The following is a 19,390-nucleotide window of genomic DNA, read 5'->3' on the forward strand; positions in this document are numbered from 1 at the left end:
GGGCATGTTATTTAAACTTTCCATGTCAGGGCTAAAAAGTAAGTTACAAGATTATATTGTATTACTTATTGGTCTAATTGTATCTATTTCAACTTTCTATATGTTTCAAACGCTATCACTAAATAAAACGTTCCTTGAATCTAATGCAAACGTTGGTCCTATTGTATTAATATTCCAAATAGGTTCCTTTTTATTAGCGATTGTAACATTTTTTTACATTATGTATGCAAACTCTTTCTTATTATCTCTTCGCCAAAAAGAGTTTGGTATGTATATGATGTTAGGAGCAAAAAAGTATAAAGTTACATTACTGATGTTCCTTGAAACAATTGTATTAGGTGCGGCATCACTTGTAATTGGGATCACAATTGGTGTAGGACTTGCAGAAGGTATCGGACAGTTATTAATGAAACAATTGGAGTTAACTGGAGAAGGTTACAAAGCTTTGTACATTCCATCTATGGTTGCTACTTGCATCTTCTTCTTTGCATTATTTGTACTATCAGCAAGTATGAATAGTATTAAATTATCACGTATTTCTGTATTACAACTTGTACATGCAGATGCACAAACAGAGCGTGTCGCGGTAAAAGGAAAAATGACAGTTGTAGTTGCATTCCTTGGTCTGATTTTGTTAGGTATTGGTTATGCATCACTGCTCTATATACCACAGGCAAAAAATCTAGGAACCGTTCCTACATTAATGGCTCTTGGATTAATCGCAGCAACTGTTAGTACTTACATGTTGTTTGGATCACTTCTCCCAGTTATGATTAAAAAATTAAAAAGTAATAAAAAGCGTAGTGAAAAAAGGCTTAATGCTTTTACCTTTGCTCAATTAAACTTCCGCATTAATGGCCTAACAAATGTGCTTGCGACGGTAGCGATCTTAGTAGCCCTTGGAGCAGGTGGAATTGCGTGTGGTATGGCATTTAAAAATGACGTTTTAAAGCAGACTGATAAAGGAACAATTTACGATTCGGTAGTTCATAATCCAACAGCAGAAGAAAAGAACATTTTGAGTAGTATTTTATTTCAAGAGAAACTTGAATATCGTTACAAAGTAGATGATAAGTATGTTTATTATATAAAAGAAGAGCTAGAGAACAATCGTCCTTTAGTAAAAGATAGAAAAAATGAGAAGATAATGAAAGTTTCAGAAGAGATTCCCATGGATGCATTTGCATTGTCAAGACAATGGGGGAAAGAGGATGCGGAATCAAAACAATGGAGAGAAGCTTTCGAAACAATTCAGCCAAATTATATACATCCTGATCATAAAATAAAAATTGTAGATCAAAACATATACGATAGTATGAAAGATACAGAAAATACGGTGTTTATTGGGAAAACAGATGTTTTTGGAGCATACGTAAAAGAATGGAAAAAAATTGATGAATTGCAGGTAGTTAAATATAAAAATGTGAAAGTGGAAGAACTGGATAGTAAGTATCAAACATATAAGGCGAATCAAAGTTTTTCCAGCGGACTAATGTTTATGGGGTTCTTCGTTGGAATTGCGTTTTTAGCAATGATGGCAAGTTGCTTAATGTTTAAAATTCTATCTGGCGCATCTAAAGATAGTATACGTTATCAAATGCTTCGTAAAATTGGTGTTCGCCGGGAATTATTAACACAATCGATTTATAAGGAGTTATCCTTCGTATTCTTAGTCCCAGCAATTATCGGTATTGTTCACATATTAGTTGGTATGAATATGTTTGGCCCTCTTTTAATCGATCCGTATTTTCGAATTTGGTTACCAATTGTTATTTTCATAGTGATTTACTCGATTTACTACTGGATTACAGTTCAATTGTATAAAAGAATTGTACTTCCGAAAGAAGGTTAATGTAATAATGTTATGTATACTAAGTATCATCATAATTGGCCCCCGTTATGATGAAGGGAAAGGAAGTGGGAAAATAGTATCGTTCCTACATTGAGTACTACTTTAACCTTATTTGTAGGAACTCTTGCACTATCCCCTTACAATAAAATTGAATAATCATCCCATATTAATTGTTAACTATAACCGGAATTTTGACAGGATGGAACAATTATCAAAATAATATCTTGTATAAATTGTGTCTATTATAGCTATTATTTAAAATTGGGTCTGCACCAAAAGAGTGTAAATAAACATAAAACTTGTAAACCTTATTCATCATAAGGATTATCGTTTTAGAAAAGGAGTGTGTGTTGAAAAAATTTTCAAAGGTAATTTTAATCTTATTAGTAATATTTATAGGAATTATGTTGGGAAGCATAATTTTAAATAAAACATATCATACAGAGTTTAAGTCTTTAGATAACACGGATCAAAAGATGTTAAAAGAATTAGCTACTATTTATAAGAGCTTTGAAGAATCGAGTGATAAACTTTGGAATGAAGATTATCGCTTCGAAAAAATGCCATTGGTTCTGATACGTAGTAATAAAGACGGGGGATTCTTTAGACAAGAAGCTTATGCAGTTAATGTAACGGGATTAGAAAATAGTATTTTTGCAAAGGAAATAAAAGTCTCAAATTCTCTGCATCTACCTAAAGTCTATCGCTTAACTCGTTTTGATTTTAGAACTATTTCTACCTGGTTTCCTTGGAACTTTGGGACAATAAATATTAATGATATGGATGTATTTTATTTAAAATATCATCCTAAAATGTTTAGTAATCCAGATTTATATTTTGATTTTTCATCTTTCTTATTACATGAAGGTTTTCATGCTTATAAACAAAAAGATTGGACATATGATGCAAATGGTGGAGAGTTTATTCACGAATATCCGATTAATAAAGAAAATTACGCGCTAATGGGATTAGAATTTAAGCTATTAGATAAAGCAATGATTGATACAAGCCCAGAAAGTATTAATCAGGCATTATATGATTGGACAATTGTACGTAACTATCGCTATAAAAAATGGCCTCAATTAATTGGAGAAACAAAAACTGAAGCAATAGAAGGTTCAGCACGATACTTAGAGTATCGTTATAGTAAGTTAACTGGTGGAAATCTTATGGTACTTGCAAAGAAACAGAAGCCATATCATGTTACTTTTATGGAGGCGTTCAACTTCGTTGCTAATGGACAGGCAGAATCTCCAAAGTTTTTAGAGCGGAATATGAGATATGAGACTGGTTCAGCCCTTGAATTAAGCATGGACAAAGCAAATATTCCATGGAAAGAAGCTATTGAAGATAGTGCAACCAAACAAGGAAAGACACCATATGAAGTATTAAATACGTACTTTAATATAAATAATACGCCCACAATTGAAAATAAAATCAAAGAAATTAAAGAGAACAATGACTATGAAACACTTTTAGAACAAGGAGAAAAACTGGTTAAAATAAGTAACGAGTAAAGAAAATAAGATTTGAAAAAGAATTTCCTTTAATGAGCGTATTGAAGAGGATTCTTTTTTCATTTTATAAGTTATATAAACTACAGGTGTAATCAAAAAAGTTTAATTAAAAGAAGGAATCTCAAAATAATTATTTTTTATTAAAAGCTAAATTTAATGAAGAAGAAAACTTATTAATTGTAAATGGATCTAAAGAAAATTTCGAACAATATTTAAGACATTATCTTTTATACCGATTATGTTATTTTGGCGCTTTTAATTGCAAGTATATACTAAAAAGAGGATAGAAATGTACCCCCTGCTTTTGCCTTTAGTTGTTCAATACGAGAAAAATGTGGAGGAATATGATGGAGTCAAAAATTCTTATTGTTGATGATGATAAAGAGATTAGAAATCTTATCTCTGTTTATTTGGAAAATGAAGGTCTGAAAACTCAAAAGGCAGAAGATGCTATTGAAGCTTTAAAATTGTTAGAAGAAAAGAAGTTCGATCTTATTATTTTGGATATTATGATGCCTAATATGGATGGTATTGAAGCATGTATGAAAATTAGGGAAGAACGAAATATGCCTATTATCATGCTATCTGCAAAATCAGAGGATATAGACAAAATTCAGGGGCTAGCGTCTGGTGCCGATGATTATTTATCAAAACCGTTTAACCCGTTGGAGTTAATCGCTAGAGTAAAATCCCAATTAAGAAGGTTTAAAAAATACAATACGCATACAGATAATAATAAAAGCATCTTAGAAATTGGTGATTTAACCGTGAATACAGATACACGTCAAGTATGGGTAAGAGGAACGGAAGTAAGGCTAACTCCAAAAGAGTTCGATATACTCAAACTACTTGCTCGTAACAAAGGAATTGTTCTCAGTGTTGCAAAAATATATGAAGCAGTTTGGAAAGATGCTTTTTATAAATCGGATAATACTGTCATGGTGCATATTACAAAAATAAGAGACAAAATTGAAGAGGATTCTAAACATCCAATTTATATTAAAACTGTTTGGGGAATTGGGTACAAAATATGAAGAAGGTTAGTTTTAGAAATAAGATAATTATAAAACTTCTTGGTGCTGTTGCAGTTAGTTTTTTTGTTTCGTTTGGTTTAACAATCCTCACTTTTCTATATGTCATAATACCATTAAATCTAAATCACTATCTTGATGATCTTAGTACATTTGAAAATAATATGCTTACATTTCTTATATTCGCGTTAGCAATCTTTACTTTTATAATCATTTTTTTGATATTGGTTCGAAAGAAAATAATATATTTAAAGCTCATTTCTGATAGTGTTAATGATATTGCCAATGGAAAGCTGGGTTTGACAATTGGGATTGAGGGAAAGGATGAATTGACTCATCTTGCTCAAAATATTAATTATATGTCCAAGGAATTGGAGAATACATTTGAACAAGAAAGACAATTGGAACGTACAAAAAATGAACTCATAACCAACGTATCTCATGACTTACGCACACCGTTGACATCTATTATCGGCTATGTAGATTTATTAAAAAGAGGGCAATACGACAGTAAAGCACAATTACAGGAGTATCTCGAAACCACTTATTTAAAATCACAGAGATTGAAATATCTAATTGATGAACTATTTGAGTACACCCGTTTATCAGACATCGATGCTAAGTTAAACATTAACGAAGTTGATTTATCAGGCTTGTTGGAGCAAATAGTTGGAGAATATATTCCTATATTTGAAAAGGCAGGTTTAAGTGTTCAAAAATCAATAACGGAAGAAACAATACCTATTTTCATGGATGTAGAAAAAATGGTACGTGTTTATGAAAATCTGTTTATGAATGCGATAAAGTACAGCATGAAACCATCCGAATTATCAATATGTCTTGAACTAATAGGTAACAAAGCAATTTTGAAAGTATCAAATAAAGTCGAGAAGCCGCCTGTTAGCGATCCTAATAAATTATTTGAAAGGTTTTTCAGGGGTGATAAGGCAAGAAAAGATGATCAAGGAAATGGGCTGGGACTCGCTATCTCAAAAAGAATTGTTGAACTTCATAATGGTAATATACATGCAGAATATAAAGTAGGCTGGATGTCCTTTATTGTTGAACATCCAATTAAATAGAATGGCTTATGGAATGAAAGGTTCCATAAGCTTTTTTTAAAACTTAAGAAACTTCTTAAGTTAATAATTCAAGTAGGCCATTCATAGTAGACATGATACTGATAAGTTAATTTGATTTATTATTATAAAGTGATTAATCGAATAAAGGGGAAGTTCATTGATATGAATAATGTAAGAGACGATAGTAAATTTAGCAACCAGTGTGTTTTGGTATTCAACCGGGGCACACTGGTTTTATTTTTTTATAAATGTGGAACAAATGTATTACTTACATTGTCTATTAAGTGTAATCCTAAAAGATATGAAAGTACAGATCATTTCGAAAAATACAAAGGTATTAAAAAGAGGGGTATGTGTGGGAACACTAAGTGTCAGTGTGCCTAAAAGGGTGGGATGAGATGGTCTATATGAAAGTGGTTCTAATGTCTTATATGTATATAGAATTTGATAACGCTGTCTATTTTTTGGAGGATTATGTTAAAATAACGTTTTTTTGAGTACAAAGATATTGGAGGTAACAGAAGTGAAAAGTATGTTTTGCAAGAGATTTATTACAATAGTAACAGTGCTTACACTATTTTGTAGCATGGCCGTTACATTTGGAAGAGCATCAGCGGAAACAGTTCCTGCTATAGACGTAGAAGCAGGATCAGCAATTTTAGTAGAAGCAAATTCCGGGAAAATTTTATATCAAAAAAATGCAGATGAATCATTAGCAATTGCTAGTATGACAAAAATGATGAGTGAATACTTAGTTCATGAAGCGGTGGATAAAGGAAAACTTAAATGGGATCAAAAAGTTAAAATTTCTGAATATGCATATAAGATTTCGCAAGATCGCTCATTATCAAACGTTCCATTAGAAAATGGTGGCTCTTATACGGTCAAAGAGTTATATGAGGCAATGGTAATCTACTCTGCAAACGGTGCAACAATTGCTTTAGCTGAAGAGATTGCTGGAAAAGAAGTCAATTTCGTGAAAATGATGAACGATAAATCAAAAGAGTTTGGAATGAAAAATTATAAATTTGTAAACTCTACAGGTTTAACAAACCATGATTTAAAAGGACATCACCCAGAAGGGACAACTCCAGACGAGAAAAATAAAATGTCCGCAAGAGATTGTGCGATTTTAGCACAACGTCTTATTCAAGATTTCCCGAAAATATTAGATACAGCAAAAATCCCTAAAAAAACATTCCAAAAAGGTGGCAAGTATCCGATTGATATGACGAACTTTAACTGGATGTTAAAAGGCTTAATTAAGCAATACGAAGGTGTAGATGGGTTAAAAACAGGAACTACTCCAGAAGCCGGAGATTGTTTTACTGGTACAGTAGAAAGAAACGGTATGCGTCTAATCTCTGTAGTTATAAAAGCAAACTCTCATACAGCACGTTTTGATGAAACAAAGAAATTATATGATTATGGATTTGCGAATTTTGAAGTGAAGAAGGTCTATGAAAAAGATTCAGTAGTAAAAGGTCATGAAACAGTGCGAGTAGCAAATGCAAAGGACAAAGATGTAGTTGTTCAAACGAAGCAAGCTGTTTCACTTCCAATGCCAAAGGGCAACAAAGACGTTTATAAAAAAGAATTTAAAGTATCGAATAAAGAACAAGAAGCGCCTATTAAAAAAGGTGTAACAATTAGTCAAATGATTATATCGCCTAAAGATAGTACAAATCCTGGATTTTTATCAGGTAAATCATTACAAGTAGACCTTGTAACAAAATCTGAAGTAGAACAAGCAAATTGGTTTATACGTTTAATGCGCGAAATAGGATCTTTCTTTAGCGGTATGTGGAATAGTGCGGTTGATATAGTAAAAGGCTAACTATGTAGGAAAAAACTAAATATTAGCCTGAAATAAAAAGTTTCAAAGTATTATAGATTCTTATGTGGATGGCTTGGAATGTAAGATAGCATTAATTCTCAAATCTGGTTCTTCGGAACTTTCGGTATTGAAATCAAGCTAAGATAAATTTGTATCCATATAATCAAAAAACGCTATTCTTTTTGTAGAAATATACAGAAAGGATGGCGTTTATTATGAATTGTTCGATTCAAAGGGTTCTGGTGCAAGGTTAGTTTAATAAAGTTACATGATGAAAAAACATTCATTATTCCATCAAGTGACAATAAAAATAAATACCTGGTACTTATTCCTGTTATTAAAATTTATAAAAATTTAATAAAATCTTTTCTTCTTATTAAATATTTTGTTTTAAATTAATTATATAAAGAAATGGAGGCCGAAAAATGAATTTTTTAAAGAAATTTAAGTATCTTTTTATAGTGTTTATCCCTATGTATATAGTTATTCTTTAATTTCAATCGAATAAAAAAGCAAGGTATTCGAGAAAAAAGTACGGTACCATACAGAGAAAACGCTCTCCCATACAAAAGTAAATTGTACCGAAAGTGATAAAAGCGAATGTTATATGGAGGGAACGCCCTAATAAATTCACCTGAAAATCGGTAATTAATGAAACAAAGAATAATCAAATGATACAAGATTACCAGTTAATATACCAAAAAGATATGATAATCTTTGATACTGACAATTGAGGTGACGTCGATGAGAGGGACATTAATAAAAAGTGGAGTATTTATTTTAGTTTTAACAGGAGGGCTATATCTTACAAAATACGCATATGACCATCATACTAACCGAGTTAAAGTAAGAGACACGATTCAACAAATATCAATAGAGCATGATATACCGCCATGGATTCCTTTATCTATTGCATTCCATGAAAGTAAGTTTGATCGAAACGCAGTCGGAGATCAGGGCACATCATTTGGACTGTTTCAGCTTCATCGAGGTGGACTAGCACCTAAAGATTTAACGAACGAAGATTTGAAAAATATAGAAACGAATACCCGAATTGCAATATCTAATATGATAAATGCATATAACCGTGGTTTACAGCAAAATTTAAAAGGACAAGAACTATTAAAATATGTTGCTAATACCTCAGGGTGGCCTGGGAATAAGGGTGTTCAATGGACAAATAAGCAGACAGACTATAACGAGGGTTTAGAAAACAGTTTTAAAATTTTTTCTAAACGACAATACGATTTTATAGAATGAAATTTCTTTTTTCTTTCTATTATTATATAACTTATGCCTAAATACGAAAGTTCCCTAAAACAGATACATAGATTGACTTTGTACTGCTTATATTAGGAATTTAAAGAAACAATATGTATAATTCTCCCACTACAATAGTATAGTGGCCTTTATTAACAGCAAAATCTACAATTTACAAGGAGAACATTTTATGAGTAAGAGAATAAAAGAATTAGATTCCATACGAGGGTTAGCGGCACTTACAGTGGTATTTGGACATTTTTGTTTAATGCTACCATCGTTGCCTAATTCTATTAAATTTTCCCCGCTTAGGTTTTTATGGGCTGGCGGGGAAGCTGTAATCGTTTTTTATGTACTAAGTGGTTTTGTGTTATCTATGGCACTTTATCATTCAAAAACAAATTATTGGGGATATTTAATTAAGCGATTTGTACGAATCTATATTCCTTATTATTTTTGGATAATCATTACCTTTGCTTTATTTATTTTGTTCTCGCCGTATGAAGTGGCTGGACTACGGGATTGGTTCTATGATAGATGGCAAGGGTCTATAACAAAAATAGATATTATAAACCATTTTGTGCTTCTTAATAACTTTTTTACGGAAAATTATAATCCAGTTATCTGGTCATTGGCTCAAGAAATGCGTATATCTATTGTGTTTCCGTTGTTATTCCTTCTTTTTTATAAACTGAGTTGGAAGAAAACGATACTATTTGCTTTGAGCTTTTCTTTAATTAGTGTTTTCCTTAATATGTTGCATATAGGGAAAGCAGAGGGATTTTATAATGGTTATGCCGATACACTGCATTTCACATCGATGTTTATGGTTGGAATGTTACTTTTTAAGCATCAGGAAAAGCTTATCTACTTATATAGGAATATGAAAAAATTTAATAAAGGATTTCTTATTGCATTAGGGGTTATTCTATATTTATATTCCATTTTAATTTATGGTTTTTCCCGTAATGATACTACTTTCTTATTAAAAGATTGGGGTGTCGTAATCGGTGTTAGTATATTTATAATAATGGCCATGAGTAACCTAAAAGTGAAAGCATTTTTAAATAAGAGTGTATTTGTATACTTAGGAGAAATTTCATACAGTATCTATTTGTGTCATTTTCCAATCATGATGGTACTATTTAAACTTTTGTATACAAAGATACCTATCTTTTTCCTTCTTGTTTTATGTATTTCAATGACAATACTTCTTTCTATAGTTTCGTATCATTTAATTGAAAAGAAATGTATCAACTGGGCAAAACAAAGAACAACAAATTTTCGGAAAAAAGTGTAATGCTTGAAGGGATTTTATTTCTTTAGTAAATATACGAATATTACCGATTCTTAAGTATATTAGGAATCGGTCAATTACGGATTCTATATAAATATACTAAAATTGAACAAATTTTTAATTTTATACTTAACTCCAAAAATCCTCTTACTAAAGAGAATCTTCGTAACGTTTTTCCAGACATAGCCGAAAGTACAATTAGTAAAACGCTAGTTTCCTTGTAGCTGCTTGGTCAAATAAAGCTGGTTTCAGGAGGAAGAAATGCTCAATGTATACAGGTTTAATTCTGTATTAATAATTATTAGGGGGAACAACACATCGCTATCTATATCTAAAATGTTATATAAAACTATTGAATCTTTTATTCGTAAAAACAGAGGTGTAAAATGAATTTTATTTCCGAACTACTTGTTACCTTTGCAATTCCTACAATACAACTCACATTCTTGTTACTACTCATTTTTGTTTTTAGCTACTTTGTAGTATACAAAAAGGTATGTAAAGGAGGGGGGGAATTTACCGTACAACAAGTTATATTGTTTATATTGATAATAGGATATTATTCCCTTGTATTATCAGCTACTTCATTTGGTCGTCCAGATGATATAACTTTTGCAAGAACAATTGACTTTGATGTACTTAGTGTTTATAAAAAAGCATGGAATACCTTTTCATTTTCTTCTTTTTTCCATATCATTGTGAATATAGGTATGCTTTTTCCGTTAGGAATTTTATTACCTTTATTTAGTAATGTTTTTCAAAAAACAAAATGGATGTTAATCAGCTCAATTATAGCAAGTTTATTGATTGAAATCCTTGAATTTATAATGCAACGTGGAAGTATGGAACTAGCCGATTTACTTCATAATACTTTAGGAATGATGCTAGGATATTCTATGTTAAATATAGTTCTTATATTGTTGAAGAAAAAAGAAACAGATACACAAATGACCAAATATTTATTTCTTCCGATTACAGTAAGTTTTGTTACACTTGGAATAATGATTTCGTATCAAATGAAGGAATTTGGGAATATGCCTCTAGATCCCATTACAAAAACAGACATGACTGATGTCACTATAAAAACATCAATAGAGTTAAAAGACGAAGGTAATAAAATGCCTGTTTACAAAGAGGAAATTACAAAAATGCCTAATGACAATGAGCCAGTTACAAAAAAATCACATATTCGAGATGTCGAAATTCTGTCTCCCAAAGAAGTATTTCAAAAACTAAAACAAGGAGACTTTGATCCTATAATATCTTTCAAAGCAGGTGATACATTAGTCATTACAGATTATAATATAGATTACTACGCTGATACAAAAGGCTTTTCTCAACCTATATATGTTTTTCAAGTACGCTTAAATGATAATGGGAAAGATAGTTGGTCTCAACCTATTTCTGCGAGAAAATAACGTAGATTTTCATGTTTTTGTTCATGTGAAATAGTTTAATCGAGTTGTCTTGCTCATTTAAAAAATCTCCTATGGAATTTAATTGAAATTGAAAAACATTTAAGAAGAACAATTACGCTGCGGGCTATTGTATAGTGTAGATATGAATAACAAAAAAGGGGGACTATATATGTGGAAGCGATTTGTAGCGATTGGTGATAGTTTTACAGAGGGGATAGGGGATGAAGTTGAGGGAATAGCATTAAAAAGCTGGGTAGATCATTTTGTTCAACTGTGTGTAGATGATTTAAAATATGCTAATTTTGCAAAACGTGGGTTAGTAACTAAAGAAATTCGCTCACAGCAATTGGAACAGGCATTAACTTTTAATCCAGATTTGGTTAGTCTAATTGCAGGTGCAAACGATGTTTTAAAAGGACGTTGGAATCATCAAGCATATAAGAACGATATGGAATTTATGATAGATACATTAAGTAAAGCAGGTGCTGATATTATTATAGCAAACCTTCCAGATTTTACTGTTAGGCTTCCATTTCCTTCTGAAAAAAAACAAGTATTAAAAGAACAATTATTTGAGGCAAATGAAGTTATACTTTCACTGAGTAGAGAGTATAAGCTTCATCATGTTGACTTTTGGGATCATCATTTAGTTAATGACAATACGCTTTGGTCTACGGATTTAATTCATCCAAACTCAAAAGGATATGTAAAAGTTGCTGAATTGATTTTTAGTAGTTTGCCTGTACATGACTCTTTTAAATAAGCTGTAGAATGACCTAAACTCCTGTCGCATGCTGTACAGGGGTTTTTGGTGCGAATAAGAAGGATATAGAGTGCCTATAAATTATACTTTAAGTAATTCTTTTTATTGTTTATATTTTTGTTATTTTCTGTTGCAGAATCCTTATTATAAGGATTCTTTTTTTGTATCAATAATCTATAAAGAAAAAAGATGAAATTGGCGAAAATGAACTAAAAGGTATTTTAAATGAATTGTTAAAACAAAACTAATAATGATAACGTTCGCGAAATATATTCGTCGTTTGTAAGAATCTTAAAATCTTCCCTTTTTGAATGCAGCTTAACCATAAATTTAATTTTTTTGTAAATGTGGAACTATTTCATTACTTACACTGTCTATTAAGCGTTAAAACATTTTTTATTTAACATATTTAGAAAGGAATAATCATTTTTAATTAAGGGAGAAGATTGAATTGAAAAAAATATGGATGCTGCTTTTCTTTTGTTTTGGAGTTATGTTGGTAGGATGCAATAAAGATGAGCCGCCAAAACAAGCATTTGAAGAATATATCAATTTATGGAATGATAAAAAATTTACAAATATGTATGATCGTTTATCAGAACATGCAAAAAAAACGATTTCTAAAAAGGAGTTCACAGAGAAATATCAAAAAATTTATGAGGGTATTGGAGTTAAGAATTTAAAAATTAAAATGAAAGGAGAGAATAATAAAGATAAAGAACTTTTTCTTTTTGAAGTTAATATGGATACGGATGGAGGAACTGTTTCATTCATCCATGAAGCAAAACTCGTGAAAGATAAAGATAAGGAATCTTGGAAAATAGATTGGACACCAGACTTCATTTTCCCAGGTATGAAAAAAGATTACAAAGTACGTATGCAAACAGAGCAAGGAAAACGAGGGGAAATATATGATCGAAATGGAAAAGGGCTTGCAACGAATGGTAAAGCGTCTGAAGTTGGAATTATTCCAGAGAAACTAGGTGAAACGGCAGCGCAAACGAAAGAAATAGTAGCACAATTACTTGATATGTCTATAGAAGAGGTCGATCAGAAGCTCGCAGCAAAATGGATAAAACCAGATTCCTTTGTACCAATTGGTATTTTAAAAGAGGGAACCAGACAGAATGATTATATTGAATTAGAAGGAGTTTTATCTCGCCCAGTAAATATTCGTACGTATCCATTAGGAGAAGCAGCGGCACACTTAACGGGATATATAGGAAAGGTAAATGCAGAGGAGTTAAAATCGCTTCAAAAAAAAGGTTATCAAGCAGATGATTTAGTGGGTAAGACAGGTTTAGAGAAAGTATTAGAGAATAAATTGCGTGGTGAAAAGGGTGGACGCGTATTTATGGAAGATGAGAACGGGAAAGAGATTAAAAACGTAGCAAAACAAGAAGCAAAAAAAGGGGAAAATGTTACGTTAACTATTGATGCTGCAATTCAAGAAAAAATCTTTAATGAGATAAAAAATGAAGCAGGATCTAGTGCAGCGGTCAATCCTAAAACGGGTGAAACAATCGCACTTGTAAGTAGCCCTGCTTATAATCCAAATACAATAGTTAGAGGAGCATCAAAAGCTCAACGGGAAGCATGGAATAATGACTCGAAACTGCCAATGATGAATCGCTTCACACAAGCATTTGTACCAGGTTCCGTATTTAAAACGATAACAGGTGCAATTGGTTTGGAAACAAACACAATAAATCCTAAGGAAGAATTTAAAATTCAAGGATTAAAGTGGACAAAAGATTCATCTTGGGGAAATTATTATGTAACACGTGTGAAGGATGCTAGTCCAGTTGATTTTGATAAGGCAATGAAGTACTCTGATAATATTTATTTTGCTCAACAAGCTTTGAAAATAGGAAAAGATCAGTATGTAAATGAATTTAAGAAATACGGATTTCATGAAAAATTACCAATTGAATACGAATTCCCTATTTCAATCATTGCAAAAGATGGGATAAAAAATGATATTCAACTAGCAGACACGGGGTACGGACAAGGACAAGTATTAATGACACCTCTTCATTTAGCATTGACTTATGCACCGATTGTCAATGAGGGTAACATTCCGTCACCGCATCTTATGAAAAAAACAAAAGAAGCGGGAAATTGGAAAGAAAATGTAATTTCTACCAAGAATCAAGAGATATTAAAAAGTGCGTTAATAAAGGTTATTAATGATCCTGATGGTGCTGGGAGAATTGCTAAAGTTGATGGTGTAACTCTCGCTGGTAAGACGGGTACAGCAGAACTGAAAGAATCGAAAGAAGCAGAGGGTAAAGAACTTGGATGGTTTGTAGCTTTCGATGCAAGCGCGCCAAACATGATTGTTACCATGATGATTGAAGATGTAAAAGGGAGAGGCGGGAGCAACGTTCCAGGTGAAAAAATAAAACATGTTTTTCAGAAATAATACTTAATTAGAAGGTGAAATTTACTTCTTTAGTAAATATACAAACCTTACCGATTCAAGATTATATTAGGAATCGGTTAATTTATGTCTAAACGCAGATTTTATGATTTTAATAATCGTATTTAATTACGTGTTTTTTACACAATTAAATACGATTATTTTTTATTTGAAAATTATAAAATAACAAATTTTAAAATATTAAATTAGATAATTGAAATTTAAAAAATAAGAGCTATTATACTTAACTTTATTTTCAGAAATATTACAAAACTGTTAGTTTGAAGTAAGGTTATTCAATATAAGTAAGAGGGGAATTTCTTTATACTAAAAGATAAAAGTATTAATTAGATATTTCTAGATAATAAATAGATACATAAATAAAAGGAGCTAAATGTATGTATAAAATCATGATTGTAGAAGATGACCAAAAAATTTCTAAACTACTTCAATCCCATATTAATAAGTACGGGTATGAAGGGAATATTACAGAGGATTTTGAAAATATTTTGGCTAACTTTGAAAAAATTCAACCTGATTTAGTTTTATTAGATGTAAATTTACCGAGTTTTGATGGTTTCTACTGGTGCCGACAAATTAGAACGGTCTCTACTTGTCCCATTATATTTATATCAGCACGTAGTGGAGAGATGGAGCAAGTTATGGCACTTGAACATGGTGCAGACGATTATATCACTAAACCGTTTCATTATGAAGTTGTAATGGCAAAAATCCGAAGTCATCTTCGAAGAATTTACGGAGAATACGCACCGAAAGCGGAAGAAAGAGTTGTTCAGCAATCCGGTTTAATACTTTATCCAGAAAAAATGGAATTAAAGCTAAATGATAGCATGTGTATACTGTCAAAAAAAGAAACTGTTTTACTAGAAACTCTCTTACGACAATCTCCTAGTATTGTTAGTCGAGAGAAAATCTTAGAAAAACTTTGGGATGACTATACGTATGTAGATGATAATACGTTAAGTGTAAATGTTACACGTGTCCGAAAAAAATTAGAGGAAATCGGAATAAAAAATGCATTAGAAACAGTTCGTGGTGCTGGATATCGTTTGAAAATAACTTGGAAGAATGATGAGGTATAATAATGAATTTATTTTTACGTGAACATATCCCTTTCATCTGTTTCTCAATCATTCAGCTATTTGTCGTTCTAACTGTTTATTGGCTGGATGGATATAACCACTTATCTACTGCGTTATATAGTGTGTTTTTAGGAGGATGCTTTTTAATTGCGTTTTTACTGTATCGCTACTTTAGCCATCGTAGATTTTATAACAAATTATCCAACCCTTCTGAAACATTAGAGGACTCCTTAGAAGAACTCGATTCCACTCCATTATCAGTAGCACTTCAGCGTGTGTTAAAGACACAATACAGTCAATATCATCAACAGTTAAAGACTTGGGAATATAAACAAAAAGAGCACCTTACATTTATTAATCAATGGGTGCATCAGATGAAAACGCCTCTATCAGTTATTGAACTGATCACACAAGAAGAGAATGGGGAGGTTTTTGAAAGTATTGTGGAAGAAGTAGATCAAATGCAGTACGGATTAGAAATGGTCTTATATATGGCGCGATTACAAACGTTTGAGCAAGATTTTTATGTGGAAAGAGTTTCGTTACAGGAAATCGTTCAAGAAGTAATCCGTGAAAATAAACGTCTGTTTATCCGTAGCTATGTTTATCCAGAAGTAAAAGTAAAACAAACTATTATGGTAGAAACCGATAGAAAGTGGCTTCGGTTTGTTATTCATCAAGTGATATCCAATGCCATTAAGTATTCAGCAGGAAGTAGAAAAAACGTTACTATTACTACATTAGAAGAAGAGCGCTCAGTAATCCTTGAAATACACGATCATGGTGTAGGAATTCCAAAAGAAGACCTCCCGAGAGTATTCCGCCCATTTTATACGGGAATAAATGGTCGGAAATTTAAGGAATCTACTGGGATGGGATTATATCTTGTGAAAAATATTATAAAAAGATTGGAACATGATATTGAAATAAAGTCGGAAGTAGGAAAAGGAACAACAATCTGTATTATTTTCCCTTATGCAAATCGTTAGAACGGTGTTTAGTTTGATTTTTCAGAAATATTACAGACCTGTTAGATATATGAAAGGTTAATCGATATGAGAAGAAGGGACGCTTAGATAAACTTAGGTTATTAAAAGATAAAAAGGAGCAAAACGATATGGAAATATTAAAGGTCTGTGAACTGAGTAAAATCTATACAGGAAAGGTATCTTATGAAGCGCTCGCCGACATTAATTTGAGTGTGAAAAAAGGGGAGTTTGTAGGAATAATGGGACCATCAGGAAGTGGAAAAACTACTTTGTTGAACATGGTTTCTACTATTGATTCTCCCACATCAGGAGAAATATTGATTAATGGAGAAAATCCATATCAATTATCTCAAAATGAACTGGCATTATTTCGAAGACGTGAATTAGGTTTTGTGTTTCAAGCATTCAATCTTCTTACAACATTAACTGTAAAAGAAAATATTGTTCTTCCTCTGACGTTAGATGGTACTAAAGTTGAGGATATGAATCAGCGTGTAGAAGGTATTGCAGAAAAATTAGGCATTCAAGATATATTAAATAAACGAACATATGAAATATCGGGCGGACAAGCACAAAGAACAGCAATTGCACGTGCTCTAATTCATAAACCTAAATTATTACTTGCAGATGAGCCGACAGGAAACTTAGATTCAAAAGCGGCTAATGATGTAATGGAGTTATTAAAACGATTAAATAAAGAACAAGATGCAACAATGATGCTTGTTACGCACGATCCAGTGGCTGCAAGTTTTTGTGATCGCGTTGTATTTATTAAAGATGGAAAATTATATAACGAAATTTATAACGGAGAAAACCAACAAATGTTTTATCAAAAAATTATAGATGTACTTGCATTACTAGGAGGTCGTAAGCATGACTTTTCAAAGATTCGCTTTTAATAATATCATTCGAAGTAAGCGGACTTATGCTGCACACTTTCTAAGTAGCTCATTTTCAGTTATGGTTTTTTTTACATATTCACTCTTACTTTTTCATCCTGATTTACAAGGAGAACTAGCCTCCACAAGTAAAACAATGAGCCTTTTAGGAACAATGGGGATGCAAATCTCTCAATATCTCATTTTTGTATTTTCATTCTTCTTTCTTTTATATTCGGTGAGTTCTTTTTTAAAAACAAGAAAAAAAGAATTTGGAATTTTAATCATGCATGGTATGACACCGGCGCAGTTAAATAAATTAATTTTTTTAGAAAATATGTTAATTGGAGTCGCTTCAATTACATTTGGTATCTTAATTGGTTTAATATTTTCAAAGCTCAATTTATTGGCAAGTGAAAATATATTAGCGATTGATAAGGGTCTTCCTTTTTACGTTCCTATAAAAGCTGTCTTTACGACAACTGGCGCATTTTTGATTCTGTTTCTAGTCATTTCGTTGTTTACTTCTAAAATGGTAAAAGCAAACAAGTTAATTGATTTGATGAAATCAGAGGAAAAGCCAAAACCAGAGCCAAAGGCATCAAAATCATTAGCATTCCTTTCCGTATTATTAATTGGGTTAGGGTATGGATGTGTGTTCTATTTCGTACTAGAAAGAAACTTCATTATGCCTTACTTACTTGGAGGGGTAGTCTTTGTAGTGATAGGGACATATTTTCTATTTTCACAGTTGAGCGTGTATGTAATACGTGTCTTAAAGAAAAAAGACACTTTGTTTTTTAATAAAACAAACCTTCTTACTATATCTGAATTGGCCTATCGTATGAAGGATAATGCAACTATGTTCTTTATGCTAGCGATTGTTTCCGCTGTGGCCTTCACAGGGATTGGTACATGCCTAGCAATGGGAAATAAGGGATTAACCGAAATGACCAACCCATTTGCATTTACCTATACTTCGTTAGGAGAAAATGCACAAGAAGAAGAGCACATTACAGAAATGAAAAAACAACTTACTCGCTCAAATTTCTCTTATCAGGTAGCGGTTACGAATCCTAAATTCACGGAAAATAATTTAGTGCTAATCAAAGTATCAGAGTATAACAAGTTTGCAAAAATTTTCGGATATGAAATGGAAAAGATGGATAACGATCAAGAAGCGACCATAGTACCCTCAATCATTTCGCAAAAAGAAAAGTATGCAAGAGGAAAAGATATACCTGAAAAAATAGATGTAGTACAGGAAAACTTAGAAATGTCCCTCCGGGTCAAGAAGGCGGTCCCACATATAGTTCTCCCAAATTCAATTGGAGCCATTATTGTTGTTTCGGATTCTCTGTACGATAAAATCCCTAACAGAAAGACGGAAGATGATTCTTACGTAATGAAAAGTCAATATGGTTTTGTCGTGGAAAATTGGGAGAAATCAAGAGTGGTTACAAAAAAATTAGAAGAAACAATGGGTAATCATAATTCGGGGCAAGCACATTATTATTTTAAAGCGTTGTATTCTGAATGGATTTCTTCGAAACAAGAGAACGGCATTTTACTTATCGTCAGTGTTTTAGTAGGTATTGTATTCTTTACGTTTGCAGCCAGCCTATTATATTTCAGGCTATATGCAGATTTAGAAAGAGAACAACAACAATACGAAATGATTGCAAAGGTCGGTCTAAGTAGAAAAGAACTAAAGAAAATCGTAACACGACAGCTTATACTAATGTTCTTCTTGCCTATCATTATAGCGATTATTCATAGCGGGGTCGCTTTTATAGCCTTGCAACAGCTAATTGACTACTCTGTTTTAAAGATTTCGATTTTAATTATACTAGCCTTTATATCCATTCAAAGTGTGTACTTTTTCACTGTCCGTTGGCGTTATTTACAACGGTTATATAAAAAAATCATGTAACGTATTGA

General features: G+C 31.9%; 14 protein-coding genes and 1 pseudogene. All 15 read left to right on the forward strand.

Annotated features, from left to right (window positions below):
- Window positions 1–4 precede the first annotated feature (4 nt).
- The 15 genes and pseudogenes from MR066_RS24350 to MR066_RS24420 all read left to right on the forward strand — a co-directional run bounded on the left by MR066_RS24350 (window position 5) and on the right by MR066_RS24420 (window position 19,382).
- Window positions 5–1,852 carry an FtsX-like permease family protein gene (locus tag MR066_RS24350; RefSeq protein WP_113769426.1) on the forward strand — a complete coding sequence of 616 codons (1,848 nt, stop codon included), beginning with the start codon at window positions 5–7 and terminating at the stop codon, window positions 1,850–1,852.
- A 350-nt stretch (window positions 1,853–2,202) separates the two neighbouring features.
- Entirely contained in the window at window positions 2,203–3,369 is a 1,167-nt protein-coding gene (locus tag MR066_RS24355; RefSeq protein ID WP_242248772.1) for a hypothetical protein, read from the forward strand.
- A gap of 347 nt (window positions 3,370–3,716) precedes the next feature.
- Window positions 3,717–4,403 carry a response regulator transcription factor gene (locus MR066_RS24360; protein WP_002085507.1) on the forward strand — a complete coding sequence of 229 codons (687 nt, stop codon included), beginning with the start codon at window positions 3,717–3,719 and terminating at the stop codon, window positions 4,401–4,403.
- The gene (locus tag MR066_RS24365; protein WP_016101995.1) at window positions 4,400–5,482 is read left to right on the forward strand and encodes a sensor histidine kinase; all 1,083 of its coding nucleotides are present in this window, start codon (window positions 4,400–4,402) and stop codon (window positions 5,480–5,482) included. Before MR066_RS24360 ends, MR066_RS24365 begins: the two co-directional genes overlap by 4 nt.
- A gap of 523 nt (window positions 5,483–6,005) precedes the next feature.
- Window positions 6,006–7,319, forward strand: coding sequence for a D-alanyl-D-alanine carboxypeptidase family protein (locus MR066_RS24370; RefSeq protein WP_313954392.1), 1,314 nt, complete (start codon window positions 6,006–6,008; stop codon window positions 7,317–7,319).
- A gap of 744 nt (window positions 7,320–8,063) precedes the next feature.
- Complete coding sequence (locus tag MR066_RS24375) at window positions 8,064–8,579, forward strand: transglycosylase SLT domain-containing protein (protein ID WP_242248774.1); 516 nt, start codon at window positions 8,064–8,066, stop codon at window positions 8,577–8,579.
- A gap of 142 nt (window positions 8,580–8,721) precedes the next feature.
- Window positions 8,722–9,879, forward strand: a complete 1,158-nt coding sequence (locus MR066_RS24380) for an acyltransferase family protein (protein WP_219302281.1) — start codon at window positions 8,722–8,724, stop codon at window positions 9,877–9,879.
- Window positions 9,880–9,968: 89 nt separating this feature from the next.
- Window positions 9,969–10,100, forward strand: a pseudogene (locus MR066_RS24385) (Fic family protein); the annotation flags it as partial.
- Window positions 10,101–10,262: 162 nt separating this feature from the next.
- A complete protein-coding gene (locus MR066_RS24390) occupies window positions 10,263–11,294 on the forward strand; it encodes a VanZ family protein (protein WP_219302282.1) in 1,032 nt (343 codons plus the stop codon).
- Window positions 11,295–11,463: 169 nt separating this feature from the next.
- Window positions 11,464–12,057 (forward strand): SGNH/GDSL hydrolase family protein, encoded by a 594-nt coding sequence (locus MR066_RS24395; protein WP_242248777.1) that lies wholly within the window; start codon window positions 11,464–11,466, stop codon window positions 12,055–12,057.
- Window positions 12,058–12,508: 451 nt separating this feature from the next.
- Complete coding sequence (locus tag MR066_RS24400) at window positions 12,509–14,482, forward strand: penicillin-binding transpeptidase domain-containing protein (RefSeq protein ID WP_219302284.1); 1,974 nt, start codon at window positions 12,509–12,511, stop codon at window positions 14,480–14,482.
- Window positions 14,483–14,877: 395 nt separating this feature from the next.
- On the forward strand, window positions 14,878–15,582 hold the full coding sequence (locus tag MR066_RS24405) for a response regulator transcription factor (RefSeq protein ID WP_002085493.1): 705 nt from the start codon (window positions 14,878–14,880) through the stop codon (window positions 15,580–15,582).
- Window positions 15,583–15,584: 2 nt separating this feature from the next.
- Window positions 15,585–16,571 (forward strand): sensor histidine kinase, encoded by a 987-nt coding sequence (locus MR066_RS24410; protein WP_002017026.1) that lies wholly within the window; start codon window positions 15,585–15,587, stop codon window positions 16,569–16,571.
- Between the two features lie 128 nt (window positions 16,572–16,699).
- Window positions 16,700–17,470 carry an ABC transporter ATP-binding protein gene (locus MR066_RS24415; RefSeq protein ID WP_002017024.1) on the forward strand — a complete coding sequence of 257 codons (771 nt, stop codon included), beginning with the start codon at window positions 16,700–16,702 and terminating at the stop codon, window positions 17,468–17,470.
- Entirely contained in the window at window positions 17,445–19,382 is a 1,938-nt protein-coding gene (locus tag MR066_RS24420) for an FtsX-like permease family protein (RefSeq protein ID WP_242248780.1), read from the forward strand. Before MR066_RS24415 ends, MR066_RS24420 begins: the two co-directional genes overlap by 26 nt.
- Window positions 19,383–19,390: the final 8 nt, after the last annotated feature.

Source organism: Bacillus cereus group sp. BfR-BA-01523 (genome assembly GCF_022662615.1).
GTDB classification, from domain to species: Bacteria; Bacillota; Bacilli; order Bacillales; family Bacillaceae_G; genus Bacillus_A; species Bacillus_A mycoides.

Coding starts and splice junctions, on each gene's coding strand:
- MR066_RS24350 (WP_113769426.1), top strand. CDS start 5: ATGTTATTTAAACTTTCCATGTCAGGGCTAAAAAGTAAGTTACAAGAT.
- MR066_RS24360 (WP_002085507.1), top strand. CDS start 3,717: ATGGAGTCAAAAATTCTTATTGTTGATGATGATAAAGAGATTAGAAAT.
- MR066_RS24365 (WP_016101995.1), top strand. CDS start 4,400: ATGAAGAAGGTTAGTTTTAGAAATAAGATAATTATAAAACTTCTTGGT.
- MR066_RS24375 (WP_242248774.1), top strand. CDS start 8,064: ATGAGAGGGACATTAATAAAAAGTGGAGTATTTATTTTAGTTTTAACA.
- MR066_RS24390 (WP_219302282.1), top strand. CDS start 10,263: ATGAATTTTATTTCCGAACTACTTGTTACCTTTGCAATTCCTACAATA.
- MR066_RS24395 (WP_242248777.1), top strand. CDS start 11,464: ATGTGGAAGCGATTTGTAGCGATTGGTGATAGTTTTACAGAGGGGATA.
- MR066_RS24405 (WP_002085493.1), top strand. CDS start 14,878: ATGTATAAAATCATGATTGTAGAAGATGACCAAAAAATTTCTAAACTA.
- MR066_RS24410 (WP_002017026.1), top strand. CDS start 15,585: ATGAATTTATTTTTACGTGAACATATCCCTTTCATCTGTTTCTCAATC.
- MR066_RS24415 (WP_002017024.1), top strand. CDS start 16,700: ATGGAAATATTAAAGGTCTGTGAACTGAGTAAAATCTATACAGGAAAG.
- MR066_RS24420 (WP_242248780.1), top strand. CDS start 17,445: ATGACTTTTCAAAGATTCGCTTTTAATAATATCATTCGAAGTAAGCGG.